The organism is Pseudonocardia abyssalis, assembly GCF_019263705.2.
GTDB classification, from domain to species: domain Bacteria; phylum Actinomycetota; class Actinomycetes; order Mycobacteriales; family Pseudonocardiaceae; genus Pseudonocardia; species Pseudonocardia abyssalis.
This window is the reverse complement of sequence record NZ_JADQDK010000001.1, coordinates 1,325,903-1,343,035: the sequence shown is the minus strand read 5'-3', so window position 1 is coordinate 1,343,035 and position 17,133 is coordinate 1,325,903. Positions and strand designations below refer to the sequence as shown.

At 74.5% G+C, this 17,133-nt stretch carries 9 protein-coding genes; all 9 read right to left on the bottom strand.

Annotated elements, in window-relative coordinates:
* Positions 1–20 precede the first annotated feature (20 nt).
* The 9 genes from I4I81_RS06435 to I4I81_RS06395 all read right to left on the bottom strand — a co-directional run bounded on the left by I4I81_RS06435 (position 21) and on the right by I4I81_RS06395 (position 17,024).
* Entirely contained in the window at positions 21–488 is a 468-nt protein-coding gene (locus I4I81_RS06435) for an acetyl-CoA carboxylase biotin carboxyl carrier protein (protein ID WP_225924503.1), read from the bottom strand.
* On the bottom strand, positions 485–2,194 hold the full coding sequence (accD, locus tag I4I81_RS06430; RefSeq protein WP_226363788.1) for an acetyl-CoA carboxylase, carboxyltransferase subunit beta: 1,710 nt from the start codon (positions 2,192–2,194) through the stop codon (positions 485–487). Before accD ends, I4I81_RS06435 begins: the two co-directional genes overlap by 4 nt.
* Positions 2,191–3,795, bottom strand: a complete 1,605-nt coding sequence (locus I4I81_RS06425; protein ID WP_218605647.1) for a PfaD family polyunsaturated fatty acid/polyketide biosynthesis protein — start codon at positions 3,793–3,795, stop codon at positions 2,191–2,193. The genes accD and I4I81_RS06425 overlap by 4 nt, the downstream gene beginning before the upstream one ends.
* A complete protein-coding gene (locus tag I4I81_RS06420) occupies positions 3,792–5,756 on the bottom strand; it encodes a hotdog family protein (protein ID WP_218615884.1) in 1,965 nt (654 codons plus the stop codon). Before I4I81_RS06420 ends, I4I81_RS06425 begins: the two co-directional genes overlap by 4 nt.
* Positions 5,753–12,205, bottom strand: a complete 6,453-nt coding sequence (locus tag I4I81_RS06415) for a type I polyketide synthase (RefSeq protein ID WP_218615883.1) — start codon at positions 12,203–12,205, stop codon at positions 5,753–5,755. The genes I4I81_RS06420 and I4I81_RS06415 overlap by 4 nt, the downstream gene beginning before the upstream one ends.
* A 43-nt stretch (positions 12,206–12,248) precedes the next feature.
* Complete coding sequence (locus I4I81_RS06410) at positions 12,249–12,851, bottom strand: SGNH/GDSL hydrolase family protein (protein WP_218605123.1); 603 nt, start codon at positions 12,849–12,851, stop codon at positions 12,249–12,251.
* A 55-nt stretch (positions 12,852–12,906) separates the two neighbouring features.
* Positions 12,907–14,160, bottom strand: coding sequence for an NAD(P)/FAD-dependent oxidoreductase (locus I4I81_RS06405; protein WP_225924502.1), 1,254 nt, complete (start codon positions 14,158–14,160; stop codon positions 12,907–12,909).
* A gap of 122 nt (positions 14,161–14,282) precedes the next feature.
* Positions 14,283–16,016 carry an AMP-dependent synthetase/ligase gene (locus tag I4I81_RS06400; RefSeq protein WP_226363787.1) on the bottom strand — a complete coding sequence of 578 codons (1,734 nt, stop codon included), beginning with the start codon at positions 16,014–16,016 and terminating at the stop codon, positions 14,283–14,285.
* A 69-nt stretch (positions 16,017–16,085) separates the two neighbouring features.
* Entirely contained in the window at positions 16,086–17,024 is a 939-nt protein-coding gene (locus tag I4I81_RS06395; RefSeq protein ID WP_218615882.1) for a LysR family transcriptional regulator, read from the bottom strand.
* Positions 17,025–17,133: the final 109 nt, after the last annotated feature.

Genomic DNA, 17,133 nt, shown 5'->3' with positions numbered 1-17,133 from the left:
GTCTCAGGGATGCAGTGGTCTCAGGGGTACAGCAGGAGCAGTGGCTGGCCGTGCTCGACCGCCATCCCGTCGGCGACGAGGAAGTCCGCCACCCGCCCGGCCCGCCTCGCCTCCACGGGGATCATCAGCTTCATCGCCTCGACGATCCCCACCTGCTGCCCGACCCGGACCTCGTCCCCGACCGCGACGAAGGGCGTGGCGCCGGGCTCCGGGGCCCGGTAGAAGACCCCCACGGTCTCCGCGCACAGGGCGACGGTGTCGGGTTCCGGCTCGACGGCGGGTGCCGCGGGCCCCGGGGACGGGGCAGCCGGGGACGGGGCGGCCGGGGACGGGGCAGCCGGGGACGGGGCGGCCCAGTCGACCTCGACGGTCACCCCGCCCGCGGTCATCCGCACGGCCGAGGGCGTGCGGGCCGCCTGCGCGAGCAGGATCAGCACCTGCTCGCGCAGCACCACCGCCACCCGCTCGACGTCCTCGGGCGGGGTCATCGCGACACCACCCGGTCCGGGCGCCCGGCGGCGGCCGGGTCCACGAGCACCGCCGTGTCCGAGCCGAAGCGCCGGAACCGGGCCCGGCGGGCCGTCACGAGCGTCATCTGGTCCAGCGGCAGCAGCTCACCGAGGGTCTGCGCCAGCGCGGCGCGCAGCGCCTCGGACGCCGCCACCGGATCGGTCTCGGCGCCCTCGCCCGGCTCGGGCACCACGCCGTCGACGATCCCGAGCCGCAGCAGCGACCGGGCGTCGACACGCAGGGCGGTCGCGGCGAGCGGCGCCGCGGCCGGGTCCTTCCACAGGATCGCGGCACAGCCCTCGGCACTGATCACCGAGTACACCGCGTTCTCGCACATCAGGATGCGGTCGGCGACGGTCAGCGCGAGCGCGCCGCCACTGCCGCCCTCCCCTGTCACCACGGCCACGACCGGGACCGGCAGCCCGGCCATCAGCACGAGGTTCTGCGCGATGGCGACGGCCTGCCCGTGCCGCTCGGCGTCGACGCCGGGGTGGGCGCCCGCGGTGTCGATCAGGGTGATCACCGGCAGGCCGAGCTTCGCCGCCAGCCGCATCACCCGGGCCGCCTTGCGGTAGCCGGCCGGGCTCGGCATGCCGTAGTTGCGGGCGGCCAGCTCGGCGCCGTCGTGTCCCTTCTGGGTCCCGATCACCACCACCGGGACCCCCTCGAACCGGCCGAGGCCGGCGACCAGCGCCGGGCAGTCAGCCGAGCTGCGGTCGCCGTGCAGCTCGTCGAACCCGTCGACCAGCATCGCGACGTGGTCCAGCGTCGTGGGCCTGCCGAGCCGGCGCGCGGCCCGCACGCACAGCCAGGGGTCCCGCTCGGGCAGCCGGTCGGCGTCGGTGATCAGGGCGGGGCCCGCGGGTTGCGGGGCAGGGGCCCGGTCGTCGGAGACGGGGCGCCTGCTCGCCACCGAGAGCAGCCGGGCCAGCGTCGCCCGCAGCTCCGCCCGCGACCGGATCATGTCGATCACACCGTGTTCGAGCAGGAACTCCGCGGTCTGGAACCCGGCCGGCAGGGTCTCGCGGATCGTCTGCTCGATGACCCGGCGCCCGGCGAACCCGAGCCGGGCCCGGGGTTCGGCGATGATCACGTCGGTCGAGGTGGCGAACGACGCCGCCACCCCGCCGTAGGTGGGATCGGTGATCAGCGAGACCGTGAGGACGCCGGCCTCGTCGAGCTGGCCGAGCGCCTGGCTCGTCTTGGCCATCTGCATCAGCGACAGGATTCCCTCCTGCATGCGGGCCCCACCCGATGCCGTGACGATCAGCAGCGGGGTGCGCTCCCGCAGCGCGATCTCCGCGGCCCGGGTCACCGCCTCGCCGACGGCCGTCCCGAGGCTGCCGCCCAGGAACCGGAAGTCCATCGCGGCGACGACGACCGGGTTGTCGTCGATCCGGCCGCGGGCACAGACCACGGCCTCGGCCAGCCCGGTGCGGGCGCGGGCGTCGCGGAGCCGGTCGGAGTAGGGCCGCAGGTCGGTGAACTCGGGCAGGTCGGCGTCGGCGACGACCAGTTCGAGCGTCCGCACCGAACCGGGGTCGAGCAGGCTCGCCAGCCGCTGCGGCGCGGTCAGCGGGGCGTGCCAGCCGCACTCCGGGCAGATCCGCCCGGCTCGGGCGAACCGCCTGCCGTAGATCATCGCGGCGCAGCCGTCGCAGACCAGCCATTCCGTGGTCGTCACGAGTCCTCCAGATAGGGGTCGGGCAGGTAGGTCGTGCACTCGGTGGGCAGCCGGACGCCGGCCAGGCGCAACTGACCGGCGCGCGCGGTGAACGCGGCTCCGCGCATCAGGTGCCCGGCCAGCTCCGCGGCGCACCGGTTCGCGGGCGGGGCAAGGTGGGTGCCGCTCACCCAGGAGTTGAAGGCGCCCATCGCGGGCCCGCACCAGACCTGGTAGTCGGCGACGCGGTCGGGTGCGCCCGCGATGCTCCATCCCGATGACAGGCCCAGGTACCAGCGGAAGATCAGCGCCATCCGCCGCTTGGGGCTGTCCTGCGCGCGGGCGATCTGGGCGGGGTCGCGGGCGGTGAAGAACGCCACGCAGTCCTGCCACACCTCGTCGAGCGGGCGGCGGAACACCCGTTGCTCGAGCTCGGCCCGCTCGGCCACCGGGATCGCGTCGATGCCGTCGTGGGCCCGGTAGGTCTCGTACAGCTTCTTCGCCCGGCCCGCGAACAGTGTGCCGCGGCGCAGGACCTGCACCTCGACGCCCATCTCGAACATGTCGGCCGAGGGCGCCATGTCGACGTCGGCCGGGCCGGCGCCCGCTAGCAGGTCCTTGGTGGCCGCGGACTGGTCGGCCTCCACGGAGGCCTGGTTGATCGACCCGGTGACGACGTACGCCGCGCCCAGCGCGAACGCCGCCGCCACCGCGGCCGGCGTGCCGATGCCACCGGCCGCCCCGATCCGGACCCGGCGGGCGGGCATCCACTCGCGCCCGATCCGGTCGCGCAGCGCGAGCAGCTCGGGCACCAGCACCACCAGCGAGCGCCGGTCGGTGTGGCCGCCGGAGTCGGCCTCTGCGGTGATGTCGTCGGCCATCGGGACCGCGCGGGCCAGCTCGGCCTGCTCCGCGGTGACGGCCCCCGCCTCCAGCAGTGCGCGGACGATCCGCTCCGGCGCGGGCCGCAGGAACAGCTCGGCGACCTCGACCCGCGACACCTTCGCGATGATCCGGTTGCGGGCCTGCACCGCGCCGTCGCCGGCGCGGGCGAGCCCGGCCAGCCGATAGCGGACGACCTGCGGGGTCAGGTCGAGGAACGCCGACGCCTCGACGCAGCGCACCTCGTGGCGCAGGCACGCCTCGACGGTGGCCCGTTCCAGCGCGGGCTCGCTGGGGCTGTGGATGAGGTTGCACGCGAACGGCAGCCCGGGCGCGTCGCGGCGGATCGTGGCCAGCTCGGCGTCGATGCGATCGGGCAGCAGGCCCGCGGCGCCGAAGGACCCCAGCCTCCCCGAGCGGGCCAGCGCCACCACCAGGCGGGCCGAGGCGATCCCGTTGGCCATGGCCCCGGTCATGTAGGCCTCGCGGACGCCGTGCGCCGCGCGGAACCCGTCGTCCCCGAGCGCGTCGGGCCGCAGCGGGGCGAGCGCGGCGAGGACCTGGCCGGCGGCCCGCGCCGCCCGGTCGTCGGTGCACACGCCGATCCCGGCGCCGTCGCGCACCACGAACAGCGGCCGGTCCAGGCACAGCAGGGCGGCGCGGACGGCGGCGGCGTCGCGGGCGACCGCCTCGGCGAGCTCGGGCGCCGCGCCGAACGGTGACCTCGCGAGCTCGGTCACGGCGCACCCGCTTCCCGCAGCTCGACCGCGACACCGGTGAGCTCGTAGATTCGCAGGCCGGGCTTCCACATGCTGGCGTCGGCGCTCACCCGGACCCGGCCGGGCGTGGCGACGACGTCACGCAGGTGCACCTCCAGCGTGGAGGTCGCGTCGACGGGCAGGAACTGGCCGCGGTACTTCCACGCGAACGGCTCGCCTACCGGGACGACGAACTGCGGGTCCCGCAGGTGGTCGGCGTGCCCGGAGTCGAGCAGCCACTCCTGCATCGCCTGGATCACCGACTCCACCCCGAGCGAGCCGGGGATCACCGGGTCGAGGTGGAAGTGGCGGGCGAAGAACCAGTCCGCGGGGTCGATCGCGCGCACGGCGTGCAGGTACCCCGCGCCGTGCCGCCCGCCGCCGTCGACCACCTCGATCTCGTCGAGCAGGGCCAGCTTCCCGCGGGAGCAGCGCGACGCGGCGGGGTCGGCGCGGCGCGCGGTGAGGTCGAGCCTGCGGGTCCGCGGACGCACCTCCTGCGCGTCGAGCCACGTCGGCAGCGTCCGGCCGCTGTCGAGGCCGGTCTGGTTGGCCAGCGCGGCGTCGCCGAAGTAGCCGAACATCGTCTCGCCCCGGTAGAACGGCTCGCCGTCCACGGCCAGGGAGTACCGGAACTCCTGCAGCATCGATCCGGGCAGCGGCGTGGTGGACAGCAGCTCGGAGCTCTGCCGGATCGTCGCGTCACGCAGGTCGACCTCGCGCAGCACCGTGGCGGTGCCGCCGAGGTTGCGCAGGCTGACCGTGGCGTCCGGCGCGGCCAGTGTCGGGCCCAGGTAGTAGCCGATCAGCAGGGCGGCCTGCAGGGAGGTCTCCATGTAGACGCAGTGCGGCATCGACGCGTTCGCCGTGTCGGCGTAGTACCAGGAGTCGGCCGGCGAGTCGTACTCCGTCTCGTAGCGGGCGCTGTCGAGGCGGCCCCGCTCGCCGTCGACGTGGACGACCCGGTCGACCAGCAGCAGGCCGCCGGTCGGTAGCCGGGTCGCCTTGCGACCGGTGTTGGTCGCGAACTCCGGGCCCATCGCCAGGCCCTGGTCGCCGCGGGCGAGGTGGGCCATGTGCAGCTCGCTGAGCAGCGTCCGCTCACCCGCTGCGCTGAGCCGGCCGAGCCACGGACCCCGGCCGCCGGCGCCCGGGCCGGCCGGCGTGCCCGGCCGTTCCCGGACCTCCACGGACACCTCGAACGCCCCGACACCGTCGACGGTGGCCCGGGCCGTCAGCCCGGGCCGGGGTACGAGATCGACGGCCGTCACCTCCAGATCGACCGTTCCGGCGATCCGCGCACCGTCGGACGGCGGCGCGGTGACGACGAACTCCGCGTCGGCCAGGCACAGGTGCAGGCCCGTGAACAGCGCGAACACCTGCGTGGCCTGCACGGCCGCGGCGACCGCGTCGCCTTCCGCCGCGGCCAGCACCCGCCCCGCGCCTGCCGCCCCGCCGCGCAGCTCGATCCGCCCCACCGCGTTCAGCACCGGCCGGTCTCCCCCGGCGAACCGCAGGGCGGGGTTGGCGCCGTCCTGGTCGTAGGCGGAGCCGAACACCCCGGCGACGTCACCGGCCGCGAGCCGGGCCAGTGCGGCGGTGTCGAGTGCGGTCACCGTGGTGCGGGCCAGTGGCTTGAACGCGCCCTCCGGCGCGGTCCGGACCGCGGGCGGTGCGGGCGGCTCCGCCGCGCCCACCCCCGGCCGGGCCGTCACCATGCGCCGTTGCAGGGCCTCCTGCGCCCGCAGCGCGCTGCGGTGCGCCTGTGCCACCGATTCCCACAGCGTGGTGAGCGCGGTCGGCCCCGGCCCGTCCCGCTGCGGCGCCGGGAGCGGCGAGGCGGCGGGGGGTGCGGCGGGGGGTGCGGCGACCTCCGGTGGGGGTGCGGCGGTCCAGGCGGCCGCATCGAACGGCTCGCCGACGAACTCCAGGACGCTGGTCATCGTGCTCCTTCGCTTCGGTGCCGGACCGCCTCGTTGAAGCGGTCCGCCAGGTCCGGGGTGGAGACGACGGTGACCCCGGTGAACCGCTGCAGCACGGCCCCGTCCGGGGTGCACGCGGTCGCCGTGACGGTGACGCCGGTCGGGCGCCGCTCGACGCCGTCGAGCACGAGCACGAACGGCTCGTCGTCGGGCAGCGGCGCGTACAGGTCGACGCGGTCGATGCCCAGCGGCAGGCACGGGGCGCCGAGCAGGCGGTGTCCCAGCACCGGCGGGCCCTGCAGCAGGACGTCGGCGAGTACCGGGCTGTAGAGCCGGCCGTGGAACGCGCCGTCGGCGACCGCCGAGTCCGCGAGGCGGCACTGCACCACCAGCCGCCCGTCGTCGGATGGGTCCGCGGCCAGGATGCGCCGCATCCCCTGCAACGCGGGCCCATGGAACTGCACGGCCGATCTGTAGATCTCCAGGGCGTCCTCCGGCCCTTCCCCCACCTCATGGGCCGTCGAGCGGGGCGGCTCGGCGGGTGCCGGCGCGAGCCGCAGCGTGGCGGCGTAGTGCGACGGCGCGAGCCCGTGCGGGTCGCCGGAGCGCACCGCGGCCCGGACCCGAACCCCCGTCCCGTCGACGGACGCGGCGTCGACCTGCACGCGCAGCCGCTCCGGGACGGGTCCGTCGAACACGATGCCCTTGTGCACCTGGAAGTCGCCGACCTCGACGACCGTCAGCCCGGGATGGGCCCGCTCGACGACGGCGACCAGCCAGCCGAGGCCGAACGTCGCGGGCAGCACCGGGTGGGCCCCGATCCGGTGGGCCTGGATCACCGGGTCGTCGACCAGGCCCGCGAGGTCACGGGCGGCCGTGAACGCCGGGGGCGGCACCCGCCGGGGGGCGGCCAGCGAGGTGTCCGCCCCGATCAGCACGCAGATCTCGGCCACCCGCTCGGCCGTGAACTGCTCGACGAACGCCCTGGCGCCGGCCGAGGGGTCGAGCAGCGGGATCCCGCGGGCGCTGAACAGCTCGCGGAGCGCGTCGGTGACCATGCCGCCGTCCCACGCCCCCCAGTCGATCGCGGTGACGTGCTGCTCGGGGTGGCGGGCCCGGTGGCTCGCGGCGAACCGGCACAACGCCTCGTTGGCCACGGCGTAGTCGGCCTGCCCGGAGTTGCCGAGCAGCCCGGCCACCGAGGTGAACAGCACCAGGTGCCGCAGCGGCGCGCCGTCCAGCGCCCCGAGGACGGCCGCGAGCCCGCCCAGCTTCGGGGCGAACACGCGCCGCACCTGCTCGGGGGTCTTGTCCGGCAGCAGCGCGTCGGCCAGCACCCCGGCGCCGTGGACGACGCCGGTGACCCGGTCCCGGTCCGCGGCCAGGGCCGACCGCACGGCGTCGGCGTCGGTGACGTCGACCGCCAGGTAGCGGGCCCGCGAGCCCAGCGCCGCCAGGGTGGACCGGATCTCGCGCCCGGCCCGCAGCTCCCCCAGCGCCCGGTCGACGTCGCGGGGTGTGGGCCGCCCGCCGTCGGCGCGCAGGCCGTCGATGACGGCGGGCTTGAGCTCGCCGTCCGGCACTCCCGCGGCCCAGGCAGGCTCGTCGGCGAGCGCGGTGCGGCCCAGCAGCAGGAACGCGGCCGCGCTGTGCTCGGCCAGCGCGCGCACGCACAGCGCCGTGACACCGCGCGCGCCACCGGTGACCACGAGCAGGTCGTCGGCACCCAGCGTGGTCGTCGGCGGCGGCGCCGACGGGTCGACCACGGACCGCTCGGTGGCCGGGCGGTGACGGCCGGGAACCACCGTGCACCGCTGCCCACCGGCACCGATCCCGACCTCCAGGGTGTCGGTCGCGGCGTCGTGCAGCTCCGCGAGCAGCGCCGCGGCGAACTCGTCAGGAGCCAGGGCGGGGTCGACGTCGACCGACCGCGCGAAGACCGCGGGGTCTTCCGCGGCCAGGGTCTTGACCAGGCCGCCGACGCCGCCGAGCAGCGCCCGTTCCGGGTCGCAGCGCCCGGACAGGCCCAGCTCACCGTCGAGGCGGGTCACCGTCACGTACGCCGCGCGGGTGCCGGCCGTGGTCAGCGCGCCCACCGCCGGACCCGCGGTCGCGACGGCACCGGCCAGCGCGTCCACCACGTCGGGTCCGTCGAGGAGATGGAGCACGAGGTCGGCGGGACCGCTGAGGTCCGGGCCGGGGGCCCGTCGCACGGTCCAGCCGCTCGCCTCCAGCGCGGACGCGACGGCGTCCCCGTCCGGGCCCCCACCGTCAGGGCCCCCGCCGTCGACCAGCAGGGCGACGGGCTCGTCGGCGTAGGGGTCCTCGATCAGGTCGATACGGGGCAGGCGGACCAGCCCGACCCGGTGCCGGGGCGCGGTCGCCCCGGCCTCAGGTGCTTTTGGGCCGACACCACCGGCCCCTCCGAGGAAGGACGCGATCTGGTCGAGGGTGCGCAGCTCCGACAACTGCTCCGGACCGATCTCCGGCAGCTCCGGGAACAGCTCCTGCACCGCGCCCAGCACCTGCACCCGCTTGATCGAGTCGACCCCCAGATCCGCCTCCAGATCCATCCCCGGATCCACCATCTCCACCGGATAACCCGTCTTCTCCGCCACCACCCCCCGCAACACACCCAACAGATCCGGCGCAGCCGCAGGCGCGACTGGCTCGGCAGTGGCGGGAGCCACGGGAGCGACGGGGGCCGCAGCCGCCTGCGGGGCCGCCGCACCGAGGAACGTCGCGATCTGGTCGAGGGTGCGCAGCTCCGACAACTGCTCCGGACCGATCTCCGGCAGCTCCGGGAACAGCTCCTGCACCGCACCCAGCACCTGCACCCGCTTGATCGAGTCGACCCCCAGATCCGCCTCCAGATCCATCCCCGGATCCACCATCTCCACCGGATAACCCGTCTTCTCCGCCACCACCCCCCGCAACACACCCAACAGATCCGGCGCGGCCGCAGGCGCAGGCGCGACCGCGACCGGCTCGGCAGCGAGCGCGGTGGCCGGGACGGGCGCGGTGGTCGGCGCGGTGGTCGGCGCGGTGGTCGGGACGGGCGCGGTGGCCGGGACGGGCGGCGCGGCCACCAGTGCCCGCAGTTCAGCGTCGACGTCGGCGGCCGGTTCGGCCACCTGCCGCGCCGGAGCCACCGCCGGAGCCGGAGTCGGCAGCGGGCTGCCGAGTTCGAGTCCGGTGAGTGACGCCAGGATCTCGTTGGCCCGGATGTGGGCCTGCCCGATCCCGGCACTGTGCTCGACCACCGCCTGCACCATGTCCGCGACGGCCGGATCGCCTGCCCCGTCCCGCACGGTGGCGGCGAGCTGCTCGGCGATCCGCAGCTGGCCCTCCAGGTAGTCCGCGTGCACGTCGACGTGCCGGAGCAGGGCGGCCCCGGTGACGTCGACCGCGGGCCTGCTCGCCGCGGCTGCCGTGGGCAGGACTGCGGGTCGGGACGCGATCGGGCCCGTACCGCGCGTCGCGAGGACCTCCGAGCCGTGGACCACCACAGGGGCGCCGTGCGCCCCGTTGCCCTGCGCCCCGTTGCCCTGCGCCCCGTTGCCCTGCGCCCCGTTGCCCTGCGCCCCGTTGCCCTGCGCCCCGTTCGTCCCCGCCACGGCGAGCCCCGCCGTCTCGGGCGCCGGTCCCGCCACGCGGTAGCCGTCGGCGAGCGCGTCGCGGTAGGCGGTCCGGCGCTGCTCCGGGACGTACTCCGGGGCCGACAGCGTCACCGCCATCCCGCCGGTGCGAGCGGGCGCGGGCGGTGGAGCGTCGTACCGGTTGACCGCGGTGATCGGGACGCCGAGCACGGCGAGCCGGACGGCCGCCGCCTTCAGCGCGACGTCGCTGTCCCCGAGCGGTCCGCCGTCGGTGGCGAACGCCTCGACGTCGTCGCCGAGCGTGCGGCGGACCAACGAGGTGAGCACCTGCTTGGGCCCGAACTCGACGAACACCGTGATTCCCGCGTCGCGCATCGCGTGCAACCCGGCGACGAACTCGACGGGGCGCGCGAGCTGCTGGACCAGGGTCCGGGCGTTGGCGTCGGGGTCGGCGCCGTAGCCGGCGTCCGGCGAGTTGGCGTGCACGGGAGCCGCCGGTTCTCCGATCCGGACGGTGGCCACGGCCGCCGCGAAGGCCTCGGCGGCGTGTGCGACGTACGGCGTGTGGAACGCCGCGGCCACCGGCAGCAGACGCGCGTCGAACCCGCGGGCGGCGCAGGCCTCCACGACCTCGGCGACCGCACCGCTGCCACCGCCGACGACGACCTGGTCGGGCGCGTTGTGGTTGCACAGAACCACGTCGGGGAACCCGGCCAGCAGCTCCTCGACCTCGTCGCGGGACGCCGTGATCGCCGCCATCGTGCCCGCGTCGGGGGTGTCGGCCTCCGGGGCCATCGCGAGCCCGCGGGCCCGCGCGAGGGTGAAGAAGTCGCTGTCCGGCAGCGCCTGCGCGGCCCAGAGCGCGGTCAGCTCGCCGAAGCTGTGGCCCAGGTGGGCGTCGCAGCGCAGGCCGAGCTCGCGCAGGAACCGGAACTGGCCGACGGCCAGCGCGCCGATCGCGGGCTGCGCGTGCTCGGTGCGGCGCAGCGCGGCCTCCTGGCCCTGGCGCACCCCGGCGTCGAACACCGGCGGCGGGTACATCACCTGCGCGAGGCGGGTGCCCGCCCCGTCGAAGGAGGCGTTCGCCTCATCGAGCGCGGCCGCGACGACCGGATTGTTCAGCGCCGCCTGCGCCCCCATGTCCAGGTACTGGCTGCCCTGCCCGGCGAACAACGCGCCCACCTTCAGGCCGGGCTGCGCGCGACGCCGGTAGTGGACACCCCGCGGGTGCGAGAACGCGTCGGCGTCGGGCTGCGCGGCGAGCTGCTCGATCGCGAGCTCCCGGAGAGCGGAACCGTCGTCCGCGGCGACGAACCCGATCCGGGCGTGCTGCTCGGGAATCTCCACACCGTCGACCGACGGCTCCCCCGCCCGAAGCGCCGCCAACAGCGTGTCCGGGTCGGGGGCGTGCCACAGGTGCGCGCGGGCGGTGCGGTGCTGGACCCGCATCCGGTCGCGGGACGGCACGTGCTCCTCGAGCACCACGTGGAAGTTGGTGCCGCCGAAGCCCATCGCGGACGCGGCGGCGCGGCGCACCGGGCGGTGCGGGTCGAGGATCCACGGCCGGGTGGTCCCGTTGACGTAGAACGGCGCGTCCGGCCCGATCGCGGAGTTCGCCCGCTCCACGTTGATCGTCGGCGGCAGCATCCGGTGGTGCAGGCCCAGCGCCAGCTTGATCAGGCTGGCGGTGCCCGCGGCGCCCTTGGTGTGCCCGATCTGGGACTTCACGCTGCCCAGAGCGGCGAACCTCGGCTCGTCCGACGCGGCGGACAGCAGCTCACCCAGCGCGGTGAGCTCGGTCCGGTCGCCGACCGCGGTGCCGGTGGCGTGCGCCTCGAACAGCTCGACCGACGCGGGCGAGCACTCGGCGTCGGCGTAGGCCCGGTCCAGCGCCAGCCGCTGGCCCTCGGCGCGCGGCGCGTAGATGCTCTTCGCCCGGCCGTCGCTCGACGATCCGATCCCGCGGATGACGGCGTAGATCCGGTTCCCGTCGCGCTCGGCGTCGGCGAGCCTGCGCAGCGCGAGCATGCCGATGCCCTCGCCGAGCAGGGTGCCGTCGGCGCCCTCGTCGAACGGGCGGATCACCCCGCCGGGCGACAGTGCGCCGACCTTGCTGAAGCACAGGTAGATGAAGATCGAGTTCTCGGTGTCGACGCCGCCGGTGATCATGGTGTCGGCCCGGCCGTCGACCAGTTCGGCCACCGCCGTGCGGATGGCGGCGAGCGAGGCGGCACACGCGGCGTCGACCGTGGCGTTCATCCCGCCCAGCCCCAGCCGGTTCGCGATCCGGCCGGCCACCACGTTCGCGAGCAGCCCGGGGAACGAGTTCTCCTCCCACGGCGCGAAGGCCTGCACGTACTTGGCCGCGATCGCGTCGGCGTCGGCCGCGGACAGCCCGCAGCTGCGGACGGCCTCCTTGAGCACCGGCGTGGACAGGCGCGCGGCGAGCGGGTGCATCAGCGGCACCGGCCCGGTCGTGCCCAGCACGACGCCGGTGCGGCTCGGGTCGTACCAGTCGCCGTCGGCGCCGGCGTCGCGCAACAGGTCCCGAGCCACACCCAGGCTCAGCGTCTGCATCGTGCTGGTGACCTCGAGCTGGTTGGGGGGCAGCCCGAACTCCACGGGGTCGAACTCGACGTCGGGCAGGAAGGCCCCGCGCCTCGAGTACGTCTTGTCCGGTGCCGACGGGTCGGCGTCGTGGTAGTCCTCGAGGCTCCAGCGCGACGCGGGGACCTCGGACGTGCAGTCCACGCCGTCCACGATGTTCTGCCAGTACTCGCGGTGGTCGTGGGCCATGGGGAACAGCCCCGACATGCCCACGACGGCGATCAGGTTGCGGGCCAGCCGGCGTTCCGACAGCTCGTTGCTCACGGTCGTCCTCTCGATTCGGTCGTGTCGGTTCGCACAGCAGGACTCAGGCGGCGACGAGGCCCGTGTCACGGGCGACGAGCTCGGCCATGGACGCGGCGAACCGCTGGTGCCCCTCGGGGCTCGGGTGCAGGCCGTCGGAGGACCACGCGGGCCCGGGCCGCCACTCGGGGGCGCCCGCGAGGTCCAGGCACAGGGCCCCGGTCGACGCGGCGGCCGCGCGCATCGCCGCGTTGGCCTCGGCGAACCGGCCCTGCATCAGCCGGCGGAACCCCTCCGGGACGGGGAGGTTGGAGGGGATGTCGGGGTAGTCGGCGGTGAACACGACGGTGTCCATCCCGCACAGCACGGAGAAGATCTCGTTCAGGTTGGCGCGGAACCGGGCGGGGTCGTAGTCGCTGACGAGGTCGTTGACCCCGACGACGACGCCGATCAGCGGTGGCTTACCCACCAGCGCCCGGCCGATCTGGTGGTCGAGCACGTCCTGGGTGGTCGCCCCGTGGGCGCCGAGGTTGCGCACCGATCCCGCGGGCAGCCCGAGGAGGTCGGCCAGCCGCGGCACCCAGCCGCGGTAGCCGCCCTCCGGGGCCGGGTCGCCACGCCCCTCCACGAAGCTGTCGCCGAGCACTGTGAGCCTGGTGGGGGGCATGGCCGTCCTTCCGGTCGTCGGATGTCGGGGTGTCGGGGTGTCTGGGTGTCGGTCCTCAGCCGGCGAACACCCGCCGGTCGGCCGGGACGTCCACCTCGTCGTAGAGGCGCTCGAGGCTGTCCCGCCCGAAGAACTGCTCGCCCGGGATCCCGCCCGCGATCAGGCCGAAGAACTTCTTCGTGTACTCCTCGCTGTGCGAGGCCGCGCTGAACACCGCGTCGTAGAACGGCGTGAGCTGCAGCTCGGAGATGCTGCAGGTCAGCTCGAAGGTGCCGGCGCTGGCCTCGTCGCGCTCCTTCGCGTACTCGGCGACCGCGTCGTCGACGGGGCGCGCGCCGGACAGGCCCTCGTGCAGCCGCTCGGCGAGCAGTTCGCCGTACTTGAAGGCGTCGGTGATGCCCCAGCCGGTGAACGGGTCCTTGTGGTAGCCGGCGTCGCCGACCAGCGCCCAGCCCGGGCCGTGCGAGCGGCGGTAGAAGTTGTCCGGGTAGCGCATCGGCCGGAACGGCTCCTCGCGGACGCCGCTGTCGCGCAGCTCCTCGCCGAGCGCCGGGTCGATCTGGTCGAAGATCTCCTGGAACGAGCCGTCGACGTCGGCGCGGAAGTCGGCGAACCGGTCCCGCTTGCGCATCACGGCGAGCAGGTTGACCCCGCCGTTGGTCGGCCAGGTGCCGATCTGCTGCTCGCCGAAACCGGTGCGGTGGTGCATGCCCCAGTGCGACAGGCCGCTGAAGTAGGAGTAGTAGATGAAGCAGCCGGCGGGACGGCGCACGTAGAAGTCGGCGCCCACCTTGTCGGCCACCGTCGAGCCGGCGCCGTCGGCGCCCACCACGAACGCGCTGCGGAACTCCAGCTCCGGCCCGCCGCGCTGGCGGCCGCGGATGCCGATGGCCCGGCCCTCGGCGAAGACCACGTCGGCCATCGTGAAGTCCTCGATGACGTCGACCCCGGCCTCGCGCGCCGCGTCGACCAGCAGGGAGTCCAGCACGGTGCGCCGCGGGCAGTACACCGCGTCGACGCCCTCGATCGGGTCGGCGAACCCGGCGATCTCGATGCCGGTGTAGGTGAAGTTGAGGTGCCGGATCGCGGGCACGCCGGTACCGACGACCCGGTCGAGCAGACCCCAGTCCTGCAGCCGGGCCAGGCCCGCCTGGTGGATGTAGTGGGTCGAGGGCGTGTCGCTCGGGAACGTCGAACGGTCCACGAGCAGCACGCGGTGACCCCGTCGGGCCAGCAGCATCGCCACCGGCGAACCGGCACAGCGGGCACCCACCACAATGACGTCATACATGTACTTCAGCTCCCTCATCTGGCCGATGATTAGATCCTGTCGCTATTCCACGGATACGCAATGCGGCACCGCGCAGCGCTATGGCGCGAAAGCCCCCGGCAATCAGCGCGAGACCGTCACAGCGCCCGTTCTCCGACTATTCACGCGACTGAAATCTCGTTTCCGTACAACGCCGCGACATCCGCCGCGTAGGCTTCCGCGATCGCCGCGCGGCGCAGTTTCATCGACGGCGTGAGGTGCCCGGCGTCGACCGTGAAGTCCCGGGCGACCACCCGGAACCGGCGGACCGACTCGGCGCGCGAGACCAGCGCGTTGGCCGCGTCCACCGCGGTGCCGATCTCGGCCAGCAGCGCCGGGTCCCGGCACAGGTGCTCGTCGACCGGCCCGAGACCCCGCTCCGCCGCCCAGCCCGCCGCCGCGGCGGCGTCGAGGGTGACCAGCGCGGTGACGTGCGACCGCCCGTCACCGAGGAGCATGCAGTTGCTCACCAGCGGGTGCAGCCGGATCCGGTCCTCCAACGGTGTCGGGGCCACGTTCTTCCCGCCGCTGGTCACCAGGATCTCCTTGCTGCGCCCGGTGATGCGCAGGAAGCCGTCGTCGTCGAGCTCCCCGAGATCGCCGGTGTGCAGCCAGGTCCCGGCCTGCGCGCGGGCGGCGGGCCAGTAGCCGGGGGACACGTTGTCGCCGCTCACCAGCACCTCACCGTCGTCGGCGATGGCCACGGTCGTGCCGGGGATCGGCCGGCCGACCGTGCCGAAGCGGTTGGTCGCCGGCGCGTTCACGGTCACCGCCGTGGCCGCCTCGGTCAGGCCGTAGCAGTTCAGGATCTCGATCCCCACGCCGGCGTAGAAGCCCCATGTGGTGTCGTCCAGCGAGGCACCGCCGCAGATCACGTACCCCAGCCGGCCGCCGAGCAGGTCCCGGACCCGCTGGTGCGAGGGGTCGGCCCGCCGATCGTCCCCTCCGCCCGGTCCCGTGGCGCCCAGTCCCGTGGCGACCGCGGCCGCCTCGGCGTCGTCCGCCAGGACCGACCGGGCCCGCTTGCGGATCTTCTCCAGCGCGTAGGGGACGAGCGCGAGGAACGTCGGACGGAACCCCGGCAGCTCCCCCAGCATCTCCGGCACGCCCGCGACCAGGCCCGTCCGGGTGCCCGCGATCAGGCAGGAGAGCAGGATCGTGCGACCGAACACGTGCGACAGCGGCAGCGAGAGCAGCGTGGCCGCCGGGGCGGAGTCGTCCGGCGAGGCACGGCGGAACAGCCAGTCGGTCTGGCGCACCGTGTTCGCCGACGACGCGTACATGTTGGCGTGGGTGAGCATGCAGCCCTTCGGCAGGCCGGTGGTACCGCTGGTGTAGACGATCGTGGCCAGGTCGTCGGCCCGGACCGGCTCCCGGATCCGGTCGATGTCCGCCGGGACGTCGCGCCAGGCGTCGATCTCGGCGAAGGACCACACCTCGCCCGCGCCCGCCGCCCGGAGCCGGTCGCCGTAAGCCGCGTCCTCGGCCACCGACCAGGTGGCCCCGGAATCGCCGAGCACGTGCCGGACCTGGTGCTCCGACGCGGTCGGGTAGATCGGCACGGTGACCGCGCCGATGCTGAGCACGGCGAGGTCGGCCACCGCCCACTCGTAGCGGGTGGTGCCGAGCACCGCCACCCGGTCGCCGTGCCGCACGCCCCGGTCGAGCAGGACCCCGGCGACGGCGTCGACGTGCGCGGCGAGCTCCGCACAGCTGACGTCCTGCCAGCCGTCCGCACCCTTCCGGCTGATCACGGGTCGGTCCGGATCTGTGCGCGCCCACTCCGCCAGAACGGAGTACAGGCCGCAGTCGGCCGCCAGTGTCTGTCCCGTTCCCGAATTCGCGATTCTGTTCACGTCCACCCATGCTCGGGTATCGCGGTCAGGTCGGCAACGCGCTTCCGGTAACCGGCCGGTTCGTTTTCCCTATCGCCCGGAGTGGGAGTCCACCAAACCCAGCGACGGGCTCTGGAACGGCCCGGCGGCCTCCATCCGGTCGAGGAACGCCTCCCCGAGCGCCGTGATGTCCGGGCGCCACACCGCGTAGAGGTCCACGTTCGGCACCGGGTCGTAGAGCTGCACGGGAATGGGCCGGACCCCGCCGACGAACGAGCCGACGTACATCGCGCGCGACGCGGAGGCGAACCCGATGAGCGACTTGACCGACACCAGGATCGCCGTCGCACCGGGATCGTCGACGACGTGCGTGACGTTCATGGCGACGCCGGACTTCTCCGCGGCGGAGTGGATCACGTCGTACATCCCGGGGCTCTGGTCCCTGGCGAACATGATGCAGGGCTGGCGGGCCAGCTCCGCGAACGGCACCCCGGGCCGCCCGGCCCACCGGTGCCCGGCCCCCACCACCGCCACCATCGGCACCTGCAGCAGCCTGCGGTACCGGAGCTCGGGGTGCACCGGGCGTCCGTACACCAGCGCGACGTCGATGGCCCCCTCGGCGAGCGCGGCGAGCTGCGGCCCGGTGCGCCGCTCCGCCAGCGCGACGGAGACGTCCGGCAGGTCGGCGTGCATCCGAGCCAGCGTCGCGGGCAGGATGTGCTGGCCCGCGGGGAAGTTGTAGCCGACGTTGACGGTGCCGGTGCGCCCGGCCGCCAGCTCTCGCACCGAGTTCGTCGCCTTCGCCATCTGCGCGACGATCGCGCGCGCCTCCGGTTCGAACGCCCGGCCGGCCGGGGTCAGCCGCACGTCGTGCGAGCTGCGGGCCACGAGCTGCACCCCGAGGGTCCGTTCGAGGCGCTTGAGCTGTTGGCTCAGCGACGGTTGGGTGAGGTGCAGCCGCGCGGCGGCCCGGCCGAAGTGCAGCTCCTCCGAGATGGCCAGGAACGACACGAGATGCCTGAATTCCATTCTGTCCCTCCGCTGCCGACCCCCGGCCCGCCCTACTGTCGTCGACGCTCCACTCGGTCGGGTGAACCTCGACTGCACGCTTCGGGACGACCGCATGGCCGTTGGCCGA